Here is a 14,822-nt window from a genome sequence, read left to right as displayed (position 1 = left end):
CTCGACCTGTCGCCGTACCGTATTGCTAATCGCAGCTGAATAAATAACACTGATCAACGACGGAAGCGCTCCGGCGACACGGCGCGCCGATCCACGCGCCCGCACGGCACCTGAACGGGGAAAGGACCACATGCTGACTACCGACGGCGCCCAGGCGGAGCGCTATCTGCGGCTCCGGCGACGGCTCGCCGGCAGCGATGCCGACGAGGTCGCCGCGACGCTCGCCGACCTGGCCCGCAAGGTCCGCGAGACCGACCTGGCCATGATCCGGCGGGCCGGGCTCGGGCACATCGGCAGCGACTTCTCGGTCACCGACATCCTGGTCACGCTGTACGGGGCGGTGCTGTCGATCGATCCGCGCGACCCGCTGGCGGCCGACCGGGACCGGTTCATCCTCAGCAAGGGCCACACCGCGGGCGCGCTGTACGCGGTGCTGGCCCAGTGCGGTTTCTTCCCGGAGTCGGCGCTGGAGACGTTCGCCGGGCCGTTGTCGCCGCTCAACGGCCACCCCAACCGCACCAAGGTCCCGGGGGTGGAGACCAACACCGGCCCGCTCGGCCACGGCTTCCCCGTCGCGGTCGGCGTGGCGCTGGCCGCGAAGCTGAGCGGCTCCCCCCGCCGCACGTTCGTGGTCCTGGGCGACGGGGAGCTGCAGGAGGGCAGTAACTGGGAGGCGGCGATGACCGCCGGCCACCACGGGCTGTCGGCGCTCACCGCGGTGGTCGACCGCAACAGGCTGCAGCAGGGTGCCCGCACCGAGGACACCAAGCGGCTGGAGCCGCTGGCCGACAAGTGGGTCAGCTTCGGGTGGGAGGTCCGCGAGTGCGACGGGCACGACCACCGGCGGTTGCTGGCCGCGTTCGCCCCGGCCACCGGCGACCGGCCGGTCTGCGTCATCGCCCACACCACGAAAGGCAAAGGCGTGTCGTTCATGGAGGACCGCGTCGAGTGGCACCACAAGGTGCCGACGGCCGAGCAGGCCACCGCGGCGTTCGAGGAGCTGGCCCGATGACCGGCACCGTCGCCGCCGCGCCGCTGTTCGACTGCCGGAAGGCCTTCGCCGACGAGCTGATCGCCATGGCCCGCGCGGACGAGCGGGTCGTGGTGGTCTGCAACGACTCCGTCGGCTCCAGCAACCTGGTGAGGTTCCGTGAGGAGTTCCCCGACCGGCTGATCAACGTCGGCATCGCCGAACAGGATCTGGTCGGTGTCGGCGCCGGCCTCGCCAACGGCGGCATGCTGCCCTTCGTCAGCGCCGCCGCGCCGTTCCTGACCGGGCGCGCCCTGGAGCAGATCAAGGCCGACGTCGCGTACAGCCACGCCCACGTCGTGCTGTGCGGCCAGAGCCCCGGCATGGCGTACGGCGAGCTCGGCCCGACCCACCACTCCATCGAGGACCTGTCGTGGATCCGGGCCGTCGCCGACCTGCCCGTGATCGTCCCCGCCGATCCCGCCGAGACACGCGCCGCCCTGCGGTGGGCGGCCTCGTACGACGGCCCCAGCTACCTGCGGATCGGCCGGTTCGCCGTTCCGTCGGTCAACCCCGACGACCTAGTCTTCGAACCCGGGCGATCCCGGCAACTCGCCGATGGCGATGATGTGACCGTGATCGCCGTGGGAGCGATCGTGTCACGCGCGCTGGACGCCGCCGCGCGTCTGCGAGAGGAGGGGATCCGGTTGCGTGTGATCAACATGGCCTCCATCGAGCCGCTCGACGAGGAGGCCGTCCTGCGGGCCGCCCGCGAGACGCGCGGGGTCGTCACCGCCGAGGAGGCCACCGTCACCGGCGGGCTCGGCGCGGCCGTGGCGAGCCTGCTCGCCCAGCATCGGCCCACCCCGATGAGGATCCTGGGGGTCCCCCGCACCTTCGCGCCGACCGGCAGCACCGAGTTCCTGCTGGGCCACTTCGGACTCACCGCGGACGGCATCGCCGCCGCCGCCCGGCAGCTGGCCGGCGATGGCCCGCGATGAGGTGATCCTCGCCATCGACCAGGGCACCAGCTCCACCAAGGCGCTCCTGGTCGATCGGCACGGGCGGGTCGTCGCGCGGGCGTCCGAGCCGCTCGGCCAGGTGCAGCCGCGCCCGGGATGGGTCGAGCAGTCGCCGGCCGAGGTCTGGGCCGGCGTGGTCGCCGCGACCCGCCGGTGCCTCGACGGGCACGACCCCCGGTCCGTCGCCGCCGTGGGCATCAGCAACCAGCGTGAGTCGATGGTGCTGTGGGACCGCGCCACCGGCGAACCGGTCACCCCCATCCTCGGCTGGCAGGACCAGCGCACCGCCGGGCGGTGCGCGAGCCTGGCCGCCGAAGGCTTCGGGGACCTGGTACGGGAGGTCACCGGGCTGCCCCTCGACCCGATGTTCTCCGCGGCCAAGGGCGGCTGGCTGCTCGACCACGCCGACCCCGACCGGACCCGCTCCGGCCGTGGAGAGCTGTGCCTCGGCACCGTCGACTCGTGGTTGCTCAGCCGGTTCGGCGGTGAGCACGTCATCGAGATCGGCAACGCCGCCCGCACCCAGCTGATGGACGTGCGCACCGGCCGGTGGGATCCCCGGCTGCTGAAGATCTTCGGAATCCCTCCCGAGGTCCTCCCCCGCATCGTGCCCTCCACCGGCGCCTTCCCCGCCGTACGCGGCCTGCCGCCGCTGCCGGACGGCGTCCCGGTCACCGCCGTCCTCGGCGACTCGCACGCCGCGCTGTTCGCCCACGCCGGATGGCGGCCGGGCCGGGTCAAGGCGACCTACGGCACCGGCTCCTCGATCATGGCTCTGTGCCCCGACACCACGGTCGCCGGTACGGCCCTGTGCCTGACCGTCGCGTGGGCCACCGGCCCGGACGCCGTCGCGCACGCGGTGGAGGGCAACATCCGCTCCAGCGGATCCACGCTGCGCTGGCTCGCCGACGTCGTCGGCCGTACTCCCGAGGAGCTGGCCGATCTCGCCGCGTCGGCGAGCAGCGACGGCGTGCATCTCGTCCCGGCCTTCGGCGGGCTGTCCGCCCCCTGGTGGGACAGCGACGCCGAGGCCGTCCTGTCTGGCATGACACTGGGCACCCGGCTGCCGCAGATCGCCCGCGCGGCGCTGGAGTCGATCGCCTTCCAGGTGGAGGACGTCGTCGCCACGGCAGGCCCCCACCAGGTGCTCCTGGCTGACGGCGGTGCCGCCGCCAACCCCACCCTCATGCAGATCCAGGCCGACGTCAGCGGCCGTGAGGTCCGCCAGTCCCTGGTCGCCGACCTGTCGGCGCTGGGCGCGGCGCACCTGGCGGGCCTCGGCGCCGCGCTGTGGTCCTGGCCCGAGCTCGAGGACTTCGACCGGACCGTGCGCGTCTTCTCTCCTCGCAACGACGCCGCCGAACGCCGGCGCATGCTCGGCGCGTGGCATCAGGCGGTGTCGCGGGCCCGTTCATCCGACCCGTCGATTCCAGGAGGCACACCATGACCGACCAGTCTGCGACCGAACCGCTGTACGGCGCCGGGCTGTGGCACTTCGGGCAGTTCCGCGACCGCTACGCCACCGACGGCTACGGGCCGCCGGTCTCCACCCTGGAGGCCATCGACGCCGCCGGCCAGGTCGGCAGCCTGTCGGTCGTCGACATCAACTACCCCTTCAACCCGGCCGACCTGGACATCGCCGCGGTCGAGGACGCGCTCAAGGCCAACAACCTGCGGGCCATCGCCCTGACTCCGGAGATCTACACGCGTACGTTCTGCCGGGGCGGCTTCACCAACCCCGACCCGAAGGTGCGCCGCGAAGCCATCGAGCTGGTCAGTCAGGCCGCCGACCTCACGCGGCGGCTCGGCGGCGACTACGTCAAACTCTGGCCGGGCCAGGACGGATGGGACTACCCGTTCCAGGCCGACTACAAGGCGTTGTGGACGATGTCCGTGGAGGCGGTGCGCGAGCTCGCCCAGCGGCACCCCGACCTGAGATTCGCGATCGAGTACAAGCCCCGCGAGCCCCGCAACCGCATGACCTTCTCCTCCGCGGCCCGCACGCTGCTGGCCATCGAGGAGATGGACGTGCCCAACGTCGGCATCCTGCTGGACTTCGGGCACTCGCTGTACGGGCTGGAGTCCCCCGCGGACGCCGCCCAAATGATCATGGCCCGGGACCGGCTGTACGCCATCGACGTCAACGACAACTTCCGTGGCTGGGACGACGACATGGTCGTCGGCTCGGTCCACCTGGTGGAGACCTTCGAGTTCTTCCACACGCTCGACCAGGCCGGCTGGCAGGGCGTCTGGCAGCTCGACCAGTTCCCCTTCCGCGAGAACTCCGTCGAGGCGGCGCGGGCCGGCATCGAGGTGATGCGCACGATCTGGCGCGCCCTGCGGATCCTCGACACCGAGGCCCTCGCCGACGCCCAGGCCCGCCAGGACGCGCTCGCCGCACAGCGCATCGCCCGCGCGGCGCTGCTCGGCGCCCAGCGCGCCTGAGTTTCGACCGCACGATGGCCCGCGCGCTCGCGCGCGCGGGCCATCGGTCGTTTCCCGGGTCAGCGGACGGTGAGGACGACGCGCGCGTAGTGCGTCAGCGGTGTGCGCGCGCTACCGGTCGCGGTGAGGATGAGGTGGATGGTCCGGCCGCTTCGCGCTCCGACCGGGACGGCCACCTGCGCGCACCGGCGGTCGGCGCCCCTGATCGTGACCGCTCCGGGGAACGTGCCCGCGTCCTGGTACTGCCACCACCGTACGGCGACGGGCCCGCCGTCCGGGTCGTACGCGAGCCCGCACACGGTGACGGTCGTCCCTGCTTGGACCTGACCGTCCCGGGTGAGCGGCCGGACCACCGGCTGGTGATCGACCGGCCGTCCCGGCGGGGTGACGCTCCACTTCAGGCGAGTGGCGAAGTCGTTCTGCGCGGCGGGGATCCACCGGGTCCAGCCGTACGAGCCGATCGCCTTTCCGTCGGGGCCGAGGTCGGAGGGCGCGGAGGTCCACAGGTTCGGCGTGGTGGTCTGCCGGACCAGGCGTCCACCCCAGCCGCCCCAGGTCGGGTCGGGTTCGCTGCGCAGACCGGTGTCGATCAGGTTCATGAAGGCGACGGTGTCGCCCTCCGACAGGAAGTCGTACTTCTTGCGGGCCGGCAGCCACTTCGGCGGGTTGCTCAGGTCGCCGAACGTGTCGAGCGGGTCGCCGGGCGTCGACCGGCCGTCGCCCCACACGAAGTACTGCGCGCCCAGCGGCCCGACGTCCAGGATGTTCTTCTTGGTCCAGTCCGCACCGAAGTAGTACTGCCACTGCTGCGGCACGGGACTCCGGCCCTCGAAGTAGTAGCCCCAGGCGCCATAACCGCCGCTGACGTCGCGCACCTGAAGCTTCGGCCAGTTGGGCGCGATGTAGCCGGTGTAGGTCAGGTCCTGGAAGCCGCTGGCCACGATGACCGCCTTGGCCGAGACCTTGTCGTAGACGCGTTGCCACTGCGGGGTCCCGGCGTACTGGTCGTGGATCGAGCGCAGCGCACGCGCGATCGTGTTGGTACCGCCCCAGGCCTGCAGGTAGAGCGGGCGCGGGTCGTCGTCGAGCAGCAGCCTCTTGATCAGATCCGAGCCGGCCGTGTCATTGGACATCTCGCCCTCGAAGTCGACGTTGCCGAGCTTGGTCCTGCTCAGCAGCTCCCGGGGAGAGGGGTATCCCGGGTCGTGTGCGCGGAGGTTGCGGTAGACCCGTGCGTACTGTCCGAGCAGCCCCTGAATGATCGTGTCGCCGGTCCACCGCCACGAGGTCTGCGGCGTGTCGTACTCACGGCGGGGGTTGGGCGAGAGGAACAGCGTCCCCTTGCCGTCGCCCGCCCAGTGGTAAACCGACGACGAGTAGACGATGCCCTCGGTGTCGAACTCGTCGGAGTAGAGCAGGTAGCGGATCAGCGAGTCGTAGTCGTCCTGCTCCATGTCGGTGGTGATCACCGTACGGGGCTTCTCCCGGTCGGGGCCGGGCGTGCCATGCGTGACGGCCGCGGACGCGGGGCCGCCCAGCCCGATCGCGTCAGCGCACAGGATCATCATCACGCTCGCCACGGCCACGCGGATCCGCGACCGCCGCCCGCCACCGCCGCACCATCTCCGTCTGGGCACCTTCACCCACCTCTTTGAATGGATATTCACTTGTGAATGAATCGACGCATGGAGGTTTACTCCTCGCCACCGCGGACTTCAAGCTCTTGAAAGCGCGCGCGAGCCGTGCTAACCCGGCGGGATGCGGTCCGCCGCTTCCGATCGAGGCTCAGCCTCTGCCCGTGGAAGAGGCTTCCGGGACCGCCGCTCCGGCGTGCCCGGCGGCCTTGGCCCCCGAGACGAACACCAGAGTCAGGACGAGTCCGCCGAGCGCGATACCGGCCGTGACCACCAGCGAGACGTCCAGGCCGTAGGCGAACGCGTCGCGGATCTCGCGTACGAGCGAGAGCGAACCGAGCCGGTCGGCGATGGCCAGTCCGCTGAAGACGCTATGGCGGATCTCCGCGGCGACGTCGGCCGGAAGCCCGGTATGGCCGAGATGCGCCTTGTAGGACGCGGCGAGCACACTTCCCATGACCGCGCTGCCCAGGGGAGCGCAGGTCTTCTGGAACGTCTGGACCACCGCGGAGCCGATCCCACTGCGCTCGACGGACAGCTCGGACAGCGCGACCGACGTCGTCGCGGTCAGGGCCAGCCCGACGCCCGCGCACAGGATCGCCATCCAGACCGCGACGAACGCGGTGTCCGAGACGGAACCGGTGACGGAGCCGATCCCGGCGCCCGCGCCGGCCAGTACGAAGCCCAGTGCGATGGTGAGCCTGGCACCGACCGCCTTCGCGAGCGCGCCGGCGGGCAGCGCGCCGGCGATGAGGCCGATGACGAACGGAAGCATCTTCAGGCCCGACTCCATGGCGTCGGCTCCCTGCACCGCCTGGAAGTACTGCGGCATGCTGAACAGCAGTCCCGCGATGCACAGTCCCGCCGTGCCGCTCAGGATGGCCCCCCAGGTGAAGGCCCTGGCCTTGAACAGAGCGGCGTCGACCATCGGCCGGCCACCACGGTTGCCGAGGCGACGCTCCCAGGAGAAGAAGCCGGCCAGTATCGCGAGGCCGCCCACGGTCGCCGTCAGCGTGATGGGCGCGCTCCAGCCACGGTCGCCCGCTTCGATCAGGCCGTAGGTCAGCACCACGAGCCCGACGACCGACGAGATCGTCCCGATCAGGTCGAGGTCGGGACGCCGGGAGGCGCGCGATTCCGGCACCAGGACGATGCCGACGGCCAGTCCGACGGCGACGACCGGAACGTTGATCAGGAATACCCAGCCCCACCACAGATGCGACAGCATCCAACCGCCGAGAATCGGCCCGACCGGCAGCGCCAGGAAGTTCGCGATCTCGTAGACGCCCACCGCCGCGGCCCGCTCACGATCGTTGAACAGAACGGTGAGAGCCGACATCGCCATGACCGTGATGCCGGAGCCCGCGAAGCCCAGGAGCAACCGCGCGGCCAGGAAGGTGCCCGGTGAGGGCGCGTAGGCGCACAGCACGGATCCGGCCCCGAAGGCCGCCAGCGACACCAGCATGACCTTCTTCCGGCCCCACCTGTCTCCGGCCAGGCCGGCCGGCAGCACGCCGGCCGCGAGGGTCAGCAGGTAGCCGGACAGGAACCACTGCAGGTCCGACTCCGTCGCCGACAGCGCCTTCGCCAGCTCCGGCAGGGCCACCGAGAGGATCGTGCCGTCCAGGGTCACGGCGAGGACGCACAGGTTGACGGCGCCCAGAGCCCACCATTTTCGCGAATCCACAAGGGGAGGTTACCATCTAATGTGGGTAACCCCCACTTTCCAGGCTGACGACGCCATACTCGGTAAGGAACGGCCCTTGACCAACAACCGAACGGCCAACGGCGATAGCGCGCCGGTTCGGGCGGAGTTACCGCCGTCCACCGTCCGGATGCGGGTGGCCCATCTCTCGATCAGGACCGAGGGGGCGGGTCCTTGGGCCGGGCAGCAGGTCGGACAGTGCGATGCGGACGGCGACTCGGCTCACCCCGTGCTCGCGCGAGAGACTCGCGATCGAGGCGCCCTGGCGATGGAACGCCGCCCGCACTTCCTCGAGCTGGTCGCCGGTGAGTGCGGATGCCCGGCCCCTGGAGCCCCCGTTCGATCTGTCGGGAAATCCCCTCGTCAATTAGTGCCCAGATCGGACCGCCCAGAGGGGTGCTTCCGGACCGAGACAGGGCTGACCTTGCAACCACCCTGATCAACGATCACAACCCTGCGCATGCGACCTGAGCACCGGGTTGTTCCGCTCAGCCGCGAGCCGGGGAAGAAATGCCCGATACCATCGCCAGGCGGAACTTGGTCTCGTCCTCGGTATCGGGGGCAGCGGTGAGAACGACGATCTTGCGTTCCGCGTCACCGTCGGTCAGGACGTCGCAGTCCACGGCGATCGGCCCTGTCGCGGGGTGCTGGACGATCTTGTGGTCTTCCCGGTGCGCGCCGACCACGCCGGAAGCCCACAGTTCGGCGAAGCGCCGGTTTCCCGTCGTGAGGTCCCGGATCAGGCCGGCCAGGCGGTCGCTGCCCGGGAATCGCCCCGTGGCGCGGCGCAGGTCGGACACGACCGAGGCCTCGACCTCCGGCCGGCTGAGCGAGGTCACCGGCCAGTGCGACAGGCGGGGGCCGGCCCCGTCGGCCGGGAAGGTGTCTCGAGCGAAGTTGCGCAGCGCCGACGGCGTCGGCGACGGGTCGCCCAGCAACGCCGCCCAGGAACGGTTCCACCAGATGAGCTGCCAGTCCGCGGCGAACACGGCGGCTGCGGCATTGCCGAGCCGGTTCAGCATGCGGTGCAGGCCGGGCGGGATGTGGTCGGAGATCTCCCCGCCGGCCGGAGGGGCAAGCCCGGCCAGCCGGTAGAGGTGGTCACGTTCGGCGTCGGTGAGCTGCAGGGCGCGGGCCAGCGCCGCGGTCACCTGCGCCGACGGGCTCACATAGCGTCCCTGCTCCAAGCGGACCACATAATCGACCGAGATCCCCGCGAGATCGGCAAGGTCCTCCCGGCGCAGGCCCGGGACCCGGCGCCTGTGGCCGCCGGGCAGTCCCGCTGTGCCCGGCGAGACACGGCCGCGCCAGGCTCGCAGCATCGGGCCAAGTTTCGCGATGTCAGCGGTCATGAGACTGATTGTCGCACCCGGCGCCGGCCCGAAGGTGGTAGCGGTTTTCCTACCGAATTCCTCTCTCTGGTCACCGGCCCGGCGGCCGGTGATTCTTACGGCCATGACCTTCATGTTCTCCCACGACCACGTGGGTATCACTGTTACGCAAGAGGACCTTGACGCCACGATCGCGTGGTACTCGCGCAACCTTGGCTTCACCGTCGAGCAGCGGTTCGAGGCCCACGCCACGACGTTCGTCTTCCTCACCGCCGGTGACGTCAAGATCGAGCTCCTCGCCGGCGCGTCCGGCCGGGGAGGAGCACCGACCGACAACGTCCTCACGAGCATGGACCCGTCGCGCCTGCACCACTTCTGCCTCGCCGTGGCGGATCTCGACGCGGCAGTGTCACGGCTGCTCGAACTTGATGTGCCGCTGATCGGCGGCCCCATGGAGATACCGGACACCGGCCAGCGCATCGCCTTCGTCACCGACAACGTCGGCACCATCATCGAACTCAGCGCCCCCGGCACGTGGGTCTCCGGCCGGAAAGCACAGGCCTAATGCCGAACCGCGCAGACTTCACCGGACCCCAAGGCGCCGGGCAGGCCCGCTGGCAGCCCGCCGAGGTGGCGAGTCCGCACCTCGATCGTCCCATCCCGGTCATCGCCGCCAAGGACATCCCCTACATCCCGCACGCGAACCAGCTCCAGAACCTCAGCATCTACCTGCCGCGGACGCCGCAAACCGCCGGGCTCATCGGCACCCCTGTCACGTCCCTCCCAGGGACTGACTCTCCGTCGCGGCACCCGCGGTACCTCGTGCACATCCACGGCGGTGCCTGGCGCGACCCGCGGCTCACCTCCGCCTCGATCGAACCCGCCGTCGCCCACGCTTTCTCCGGCGGCGTGCTCCCCGGTGAGGGACCGCCCCCGGTCACCGCCATCGCCTCCCTCAACTACACCGTTTCCCAGATCGACTACCCCGTTCCCCCCGTCATGGCGGATCCCCCCGTTCCTTACGACGCCATCAAGGACAATCACACCAACCTGGCCCGCGAGGCCGTCCATCCGCAGCACGTCAGCGATGTGCTGCACGGCCTGGCCCTGCTCGGTTCCCTCGGCCTCGCCGACGGGTCCTACGTCCTGTCCGGCCACAGCTGCGGCGCCTGCCTGGCGTTGCAGTCCGTCCTCCAGCCTCCGCGGCACTATGGTCTCGGCCACCTTCCCGAGCCGCCGTGCCCTGCCGCGCTGCTCGGCCTGAACGGCCTGTATGACCTGCCCGCGCTCGCGACAGCGGACGGGCTGGGCACCTCTCACGCCCACCTCCGCGACGACTACGAGAAGTTCTTGTCCAGGGCGTTCGGGACGGACAAGGACGCCTGGCCGGACGCAAGCCCGGCCAGCTTCGACCCGGCGTCCATCGTCAGGCGGATCCGCGAGGGCAACGCGCCCCATCTGGTCGTGCTGGACCAGAGCACCGATGACCAGCTCGTACCGATGAACCAGCAAGAGCGGCTGACCGTCACCCTGGCCAAGGTCGCCGGGCTCCGGGTCACCCGGGGACAGCGGGTCACCGGCAAGCACGCGGCCCCATGGGAGGAAGGCATCATGATCTACCAGAGCCTCCTCGACACCCTCCAGCTCCTGCGCGAAGACCAATGAGCGTCGGCCCAGCCCGTCCGCCCGCATCCCGTACTTGGCCAAGTCCGCGAGGAACCTGACCGTTACAAGAACGAACCATCGGCGACACGATCCACATCGGACCGGTGGACGGCGGTAACACCATCCGAGCCGGCTCGTTATCGCCGTTGGCCGTTCGGTTGCTGCTCACGAGCCGGAACCGAACCGACGCGGCGACGATCAGGGACGGTCAGGCGCCGGGATGCTCATCCGGCGCGGGTACGCAGGGCCGGCGACCGGCTGTACGACGGCGTGCCGCACGGCGCGCACTCGTCGGCGAGGGCGTCTTCCATGGTCGGGTGGACCGACAGCAGCCGGGTCAGTGTGGTGATGCGCAGGATGCGCAGCAGCCGGCCTTCGGGGCAGATCACGCGGAGCCGTCCCCCGCGCCGCTGGATCCATCGCTGGGCGCGCACCAGGACACGCAGGCCGCTGGCGTCACAGAACTCCACCTTCGTCATGTCCACGATGAGATCGGCCGACTGGTGGGCGTTGATGGCCTCGATCAGGTGGTCCTGCAGCCGGGGCGCGGTGGCCAGATCGATCTCGCCGGTCACCTCCAGCACCGGCCATGGGCCGGTGTGACGCGATGACGCCGAGAACAGCAGTGGAGTGTAGTCCGCGACCATGAGGTTCCCCCTTCCTCGTCGATGCCGGCGGCTGCCTGCCCGGGGCCGGGACATCGCGGTGGGGGAAAGGGTTACCGTCGATGCGATCACGCACGGCGTTCCACGCGGGAAGCGCCGGCCGATCATTGGCCCAGAGAGACTTTTGGTGATGTACGGACCGCGGAGCCTCCGTGATCGGACCCGCGGCGGGTTTCGCTCGATGACGTGGTGTCGATACCACCGGCTCACCACTGTCTATCGCTCCCGAGGGCATGTTGACAAGTCACGGAAGACGGCCCCTGCGAGCAGTGAAATGCCCTGTGACCTGTGCTAACGCAAGAGGCATCGTCTCTGCGAAGCGGCGGCGAAGTGGCGGCGCAGGTGGCCGGCGACGGCGTCGGGGTCCTCCAGCGCGACGGAGTGCCCGGCACCGGCGACGGTGACGTTGCGTCCGGTCGGCGCGGCCGCGGCCAGGCGTACGGACGACAGCGGGGGCGGGTAGGCGTGGTCCTGCGCGCCGGCGATCGCCAGGACCGGCACGGTGGTCTCGGTGAGTTCCTTGGCGATGCTCTGACGGTGGATGACCTGGTAGGCGGCGTCGCCGATGCTCGTGGGCAGGGTGAGCATGTAGCCGCGCCATTCGTCGCGGATCGCGGCGCGAGAGGGAGCGCTCAGCGTGAGGTCGCCCAACATGATGTGCATGAGAATGGCGAAGTGACACGGCCCCAGCTCCAGGTGCTCGTTGAGCGCGGCGGCGTCCTCGGCGAGGGTGTCCATGTCGAGCGAGTCCCGGTCCGCGGGCGCGCTCTCACGCGGTGGTCGTAGACGACGACCCGGTGGTCGGCGGAGAAACGCTCCACCAGATCGCCGAACATGCCGCGGTTGAAGAACAGCGAGTGGCTGAACACCAGCCCCACTCCGTCCTTGGGCCCGTACTCGTCGTAGGCGAGTGTCGTGCCGTTGATCGCCGCGGTGGGCATCGCAGCCTCCAGCAAAGAAAGTGGGGTGATTGTGACGGTGCACCAGGATCGGGGCCACAGTGACGGTTTCGTAGGCTAGGACGACCGGCCCTCCCGGCACCGCCGCCCGCCCGCACGAAACCCGACACCACGCGCAAGACGACGACAGCGCCGCCTCCGGGCCGGGGGAACTCGATGGACACGAGGCAAGCCGTGGAAACGGTCACCACGGACGAGGTCGCGGCGCGATGGCGCACCGACTTCTGGAGCGAGCACGTCCGTGGCTACCACTGCCGCATGGACTTCCGCTTTCCGCACCCCGGCGACTTCCACGGCAGGAGCATCCGGCGGCACACCGGCACCATGAAACTACGCCAGGGCTCCCGAGACCACCGTCACCGTGCCACCTGACGATCGACGAGCTGGCCCACCGCACCGGATTTCCCTCGGCCGGCGCACTGAGCGCCGCGCTCCGCAGATACTGCGGGCTCACCCCCCGCGAACTCAGGCAGAGCGGCGCCGCCCCGGCGTCCTGACCTTTGAGGGTCGCCCATCCGGATCCGTACGCGCCGAGGGCACCGTCCGACGGATGACCGGACGGGCCACCGTACGGGAGCCCATCGGACCGTCACCGGCCCCAGCGCATGTAGGTACGGACCGACAGCGGCACGAACACCACCAGCAGCGCGGCCGACCAGAGCAGGACGGCGGCCACCGGATGCGCGAGCGGCCAGGCCCCATGCCCGGGCGTCACCTCCGGATTGCCGAACAGCTTCCGGGAGGCGGCGGTGATCGCGCTCACCGGGTTCCAGTCGGCCAGGAACCGCAGCCAGCCCGGCATGCCGCCGGTCGGGACGAACGCGTTGGACACCATCGTGAACGGCAGGAGCAGCGGCACCAGCTGGTCCACAAGCCGCTCGTCCTTCGCCACCAGGCCGATGTAGACGCCCGCCCAGCTCAGCGCGTATCGCAGCAGCACCATCAGCAGGAACGCCTCGACCGTGTGGGCCACGCCGCGGTGCGGCTCCCAGCCCACCAGCAGGCCCGTCGCCGCCATGATGGCCACGACCAGCAGGCCACCCAGCAGGTCGGCGCCGGTCTGCCCGAACGGCACCGCCAGGCGCGCCGCCGGCATGGACCGGAACCGGTCCATCACACCGCGGGAGGCGTCGGCGGCCATCCTCCCCATGACTCCCTGCACCGCCGTGAAGGTCACCATCGCGAACAGGCCCGGCATGAGGTACTCGCGGTAGTCGCCGCCGCCCGGCACCTTGATGGCGCTGCCGAACACGTATCCGAACAGCACCACCATGAAGACGGGGAAGAACAGAATGGCGACGATCTGCCCGGGCTCTTGCCGCAGGCGTCCCAGCTCGCGGCCGACCAGGGTCAACCCGTCGGTGAACGTCCAGCGCAGGCGTGCCAACGGCGAGGCGATGGCGGTCATCGGATGGGCTCCTTGCGGTCGGTGAGGCGCAGGAACACCTCGTCGAGGGTGGGGCGGCGCAGCCGTACGTCGGCCGCGGCGACCTCGGCGCGGTCGAGCTCGCGAACGACGTCGGCGAGACGCAGGCCGCCCCGAAGGGCGACGCTGAGCCGGCCGGCGTCCATCGTCGTGGGGTCGGTCCCGGCCAGGGCGCTCAGCACGGCCGCCGCGGGCTCCAGCGCGGCGGGGTCCTCGACGGTGACGTCGAGGCGGTCCCCGATGGTGGCCTTCAGCTCGTCGGAGGTGCCCGTGGCGATGACCCGTCCGTGGTCGATGACCGCGATGTGGTCGGCCAGCCGGTCGGCCTCGTCCAGGTACTGCGTGGTGAGCAGCACCGTGGTGCCGTCGGCGACCAGCTCGCGGACGCCGTCCCAGATCTCGCCGCGGCCGCGCGGGTCCAGGCCGGCGGTCGGCTCGTCCAGGAAGAGCACCTCGGGGCGTTGGATGAGGCAGGTGATCAGGTCGAGGCGGCGTCGCGTACCGCCGGAGTAACCGGCCACCGGACGATCGGCGGCTTCGGCCAGGCCGAAGCGTTCGAGCAGCTCGTCGGCCCGGCGACGCGCCTCGCTCCGCGACAGGTGATAGAGACGTCCGAACATGCGCAGGTTGCCGCGGCCGGTGAGCTTCTCGTCCACCGCGGCGTACTGGCCCGCCAGGCCGATCTTGGTCCGAACCTTGCCGGCCTCGCGGACGACGTCGTACCCGGCGACGCGGGCGTGCCCGGCATCGAGGTCGGAGAGGGTGGCCAGGATGCGAACCGTGGTCGTCTTTCCCGCGCCGTTCGGCCCCAGCACGCCGCAGACCGTGCCTCTCGGAACGCTCAGGTCCAGCCCCTGGAGCGCGTGCGTTTCACCGAAGGACTTGTGCAGCCCCTCGGCGACTATGACCGGATCCGCCATGATCTCCCCACTGGGTATGGTGTACGCATATTGCCAGACTAGATTCCGGGTACGCTGTACGCAAGTAGTTGCGGCAGATT

General features: G+C 70.4%; 14 protein-coding genes. 7 read left to right on the top strand and 7 right to left on the bottom strand.

Translation table 11 applies throughout. The annotated features are described in order from the left end of the window. Positions 1-130: 130 nt before the first annotated feature. The 4 genes from ABEA10_RS10280 to ABEA10_RS10265 are packed head-to-tail and all read left to right on the top strand — an operon-like array spanning position 131 to position 4,437. A complete protein-coding gene (locus ABEA10_RS10280; RefSeq protein ID WP_345460752.1) occupies positions 131-1,012 on the top strand; it encodes a transketolase in 882 nt (293 codons plus the stop codon). After that, positions 1,009-1,971: a transketolase family protein gene (locus tag ABEA10_RS10275; RefSeq protein ID WP_345460749.1), complete on the top strand. Its 963-nt coding sequence runs from the start codon at positions 1,009-1,011 to the stop codon at positions 1,969-1,971. Before ABEA10_RS10280 ends, ABEA10_RS10275 begins: the two co-directional genes overlap by 4 nt. Beyond that, positions 1,958-3,439, top strand: a complete 1,482-nt coding sequence (locus ABEA10_RS10270; RefSeq protein WP_345460746.1) for an FGGY family carbohydrate kinase — start codon at positions 1,958-1,960, stop codon at positions 3,437-3,439. The genes ABEA10_RS10275 and ABEA10_RS10270 overlap by 14 nt, the downstream gene beginning before the upstream one ends. Then, positions 3,436-4,437: a sugar phosphate isomerase/epimerase family protein gene (locus tag ABEA10_RS10265; protein ID WP_345460743.1), complete on the top strand. Its 1,002-nt coding sequence runs from the start codon at positions 3,436-3,438 to the stop codon at positions 4,435-4,437. Before ABEA10_RS10270 ends, ABEA10_RS10265 begins: the two co-directional genes overlap by 4 nt. A 59-nt stretch (positions 4,438-4,496) precedes the next feature. Here ABEA10_RS10265 and ABEA10_RS10260 read toward each other — a convergent pair whose 3' ends face one another. The 3 genes from ABEA10_RS10260 to ABEA10_RS10250 all read right to left on the bottom strand — a co-directional run bounded on the left by ABEA10_RS10260 (position 4,497) and on the right by ABEA10_RS10250 (position 9,242). Then, positions 4,497-6,074 (bottom strand): DUF1593 domain-containing protein, encoded by a 1,578-nt coding sequence (locus ABEA10_RS10260; RefSeq protein WP_345460740.1) that lies wholly within the window; start codon positions 6,072-6,074, stop codon positions 4,497-4,499. Positions 6,075-6,222: 148 nt separating this feature from the next. Beyond that, positions 6,223-7,758 carry an MFS transporter gene (locus ABEA10_RS10255; RefSeq protein ID WP_345460737.1) on the bottom strand — a complete coding sequence of 512 codons (1,536 nt, stop codon included), beginning with the start codon at positions 7,756-7,758 and terminating at the stop codon, positions 6,223-6,225. A 506-nt stretch (positions 7,759-8,264) separates the two neighbouring features. Then, positions 8,265-9,242 (bottom strand): helix-turn-helix transcriptional regulator, encoded by a 978-nt coding sequence (locus ABEA10_RS10250; RefSeq protein WP_345460734.1) that lies wholly within the window; start codon positions 9,240-9,242, stop codon positions 8,265-8,267. On the opposite strand from ABEA10_RS10250, the gene ABEA10_RS10245 reads away from it, so the two are divergent. Both ABEA10_RS10245 and ABEA10_RS10240 read left to right on the top strand, forming a co-directional pair. Further along, positions 9,232-9,672 carry a VOC family protein gene (locus ABEA10_RS10245; protein WP_345460731.1) on the top strand — a complete coding sequence of 147 codons (441 nt, stop codon included), beginning with the start codon at positions 9,232-9,234 and terminating at the stop codon, positions 9,670-9,672. The two genes, ABEA10_RS10250 and ABEA10_RS10245, sit on opposite strands and share 11 nt — an antisense overlap. Beyond that, a complete protein-coding gene (locus ABEA10_RS10240) occupies positions 9,672-10,772 on the top strand; it encodes a hypothetical protein (protein ID WP_345460728.1) in 1,101 nt (366 codons plus the stop codon). The genes ABEA10_RS10245 and ABEA10_RS10240 overlap by 1 nt, the downstream gene beginning before the upstream one ends. 224 nt (positions 10,773-10,996) lie before the next feature. Here the strand turns inward: ABEA10_RS10240 and ABEA10_RS10235 are convergent, their stop codons facing one another. Continuing rightward, positions 10,997-11,419, bottom strand: a complete 423-nt coding sequence (locus ABEA10_RS10235) for an STAS domain-containing protein (protein WP_345460725.1) — start codon at positions 11,417-11,419, stop codon at positions 10,997-10,999. 309 nt (positions 11,420-11,728) lie between these two features. Continuing rightward, positions 11,729-12,175, bottom strand: coding sequence for an alpha/beta fold hydrolase (locus tag ABEA10_RS10230; protein WP_345460722.1), 447 nt, complete (start codon positions 12,173-12,175; stop codon positions 11,729-11,731). A gap of 377 nt (positions 12,176-12,552) precedes the next feature. Here ABEA10_RS10230 and ABEA10_RS10225 point away from each other — a divergent pair, with 377 nt between their 5' ends. Beyond that, on the top strand, positions 12,553-12,768 hold the full coding sequence (locus ABEA10_RS10225) for a hypothetical protein (protein WP_345460719.1): 216 nt from the start codon (positions 12,553-12,555) through the stop codon (positions 12,766-12,768). Positions 12,769-12,985: 217 nt separating this feature from the next. Here ABEA10_RS10225 and ABEA10_RS10220 read toward each other — a convergent pair whose 3' ends face one another. Both ABEA10_RS10220 and ABEA10_RS10215 read right to left on the bottom strand, forming a co-directional pair. After that, positions 12,986-13,804 carry an ABC transporter permease gene (locus tag ABEA10_RS10220; RefSeq protein ID WP_345460716.1) on the bottom strand — a complete coding sequence of 273 codons (819 nt, stop codon included), beginning with the start codon at positions 13,802-13,804 and terminating at the stop codon, positions 12,986-12,988. Continuing rightward, positions 13,801-14,742 (bottom strand): ATP-binding cassette domain-containing protein, encoded by a 942-nt coding sequence (locus ABEA10_RS10215; RefSeq protein WP_345460713.1) that lies wholly within the window; start codon positions 14,740-14,742, stop codon positions 13,801-13,803. The genes ABEA10_RS10220 and ABEA10_RS10215 overlap by 4 nt, the downstream gene beginning before the upstream one ends. Between the last annotated feature and the right edge of the window lie 80 nt (positions 14,743-14,822).

This window comes from Actinoallomurus oryzae, assembly GCF_039541955.1.
Taxonomy (GTDB): Bacteria; Actinomycetota; Actinomycetes; order Streptosporangiales; family Streptosporangiaceae; genus Actinoallomurus; species Actinoallomurus oryzae.
The sequence above is the reverse complement of the archived record's forward strand: the minus strand, read 5'-3'. Positions and strand labels throughout refer to the sequence as shown.

Excerpts from the sequence above, each read along its gene's own strand:
- ABEA10_RS10280 (WP_345460752.1), top strand. The coding sequence starts at position 131 with ATGCTGACTACCGACGGCGCCCAGGCGGAGCGCTATCTGCGGCTCCGG.
- ABEA10_RS10275 (WP_345460749.1), top strand. The coding sequence starts at position 1,009 with ATGACCGGCACCGTCGCCGCCGCGCCGCTGTTCGACTGCCGGAAGGCC.
- ABEA10_RS10270 (WP_345460746.1), top strand. The coding sequence starts at position 1,958 with ATGGCCCGCGATGAGGTGATCCTCGCCATCGACCAGGGCACCAGCTCC.
- ABEA10_RS10265 (WP_345460743.1), top strand. The coding sequence starts at position 3,436 with ATGACCGACCAGTCTGCGACCGAACCGCTGTACGGCGCCGGGCTGTGG.
- ABEA10_RS10245 (WP_345460731.1), top strand. The coding sequence starts at position 9,232 with ATGACCTTCATGTTCTCCCACGACCACGTGGGTATCACTGTTACGCAA.
- ABEA10_RS10250 (WP_345460734.1), bottom strand. The coding sequence starts at position 9,242 with ATGAAGGTCATGGCCGTAAGAATCACCGGCCGCCGGGCCGGTGACCAG.
- ABEA10_RS10240 (WP_345460728.1), top strand. The coding sequence starts at position 9,672 with ATGCCGAACCGCGCAGACTTCACCGGACCCCAAGGCGCCGGGCAGGCC.
- ABEA10_RS10235 (WP_345460725.1), bottom strand. The coding sequence starts at position 11,419 with ATGGTCGCGGACTACACTCCACTGCTGTTCTCGGCGTCATCGCGTCAC.
- ABEA10_RS10230 (WP_345460722.1), bottom strand. The coding sequence starts at position 12,175 with ATGGACACCCTCGCCGAGGACGCCGCCGCGCTCAACGAGCACCTGGAG.
- ABEA10_RS10225 (WP_345460719.1), top strand. The coding sequence starts at position 12,553 with ATGGACACGAGGCAAGCCGTGGAAACGGTCACCACGGACGAGGTCGCG.
- ABEA10_RS10220 (WP_345460716.1), bottom strand. The coding sequence starts at position 13,804 with ATGACCGCCATCGCCTCGCCGTTGGCACGCCTGCGCTGGACGTTCACC.
- ABEA10_RS10215 (WP_345460713.1), bottom strand. The coding sequence starts at position 14,742 with ATGGCGGATCCGGTCATAGTCGCCGAGGGGCTGCACAAGTCCTTCGGT.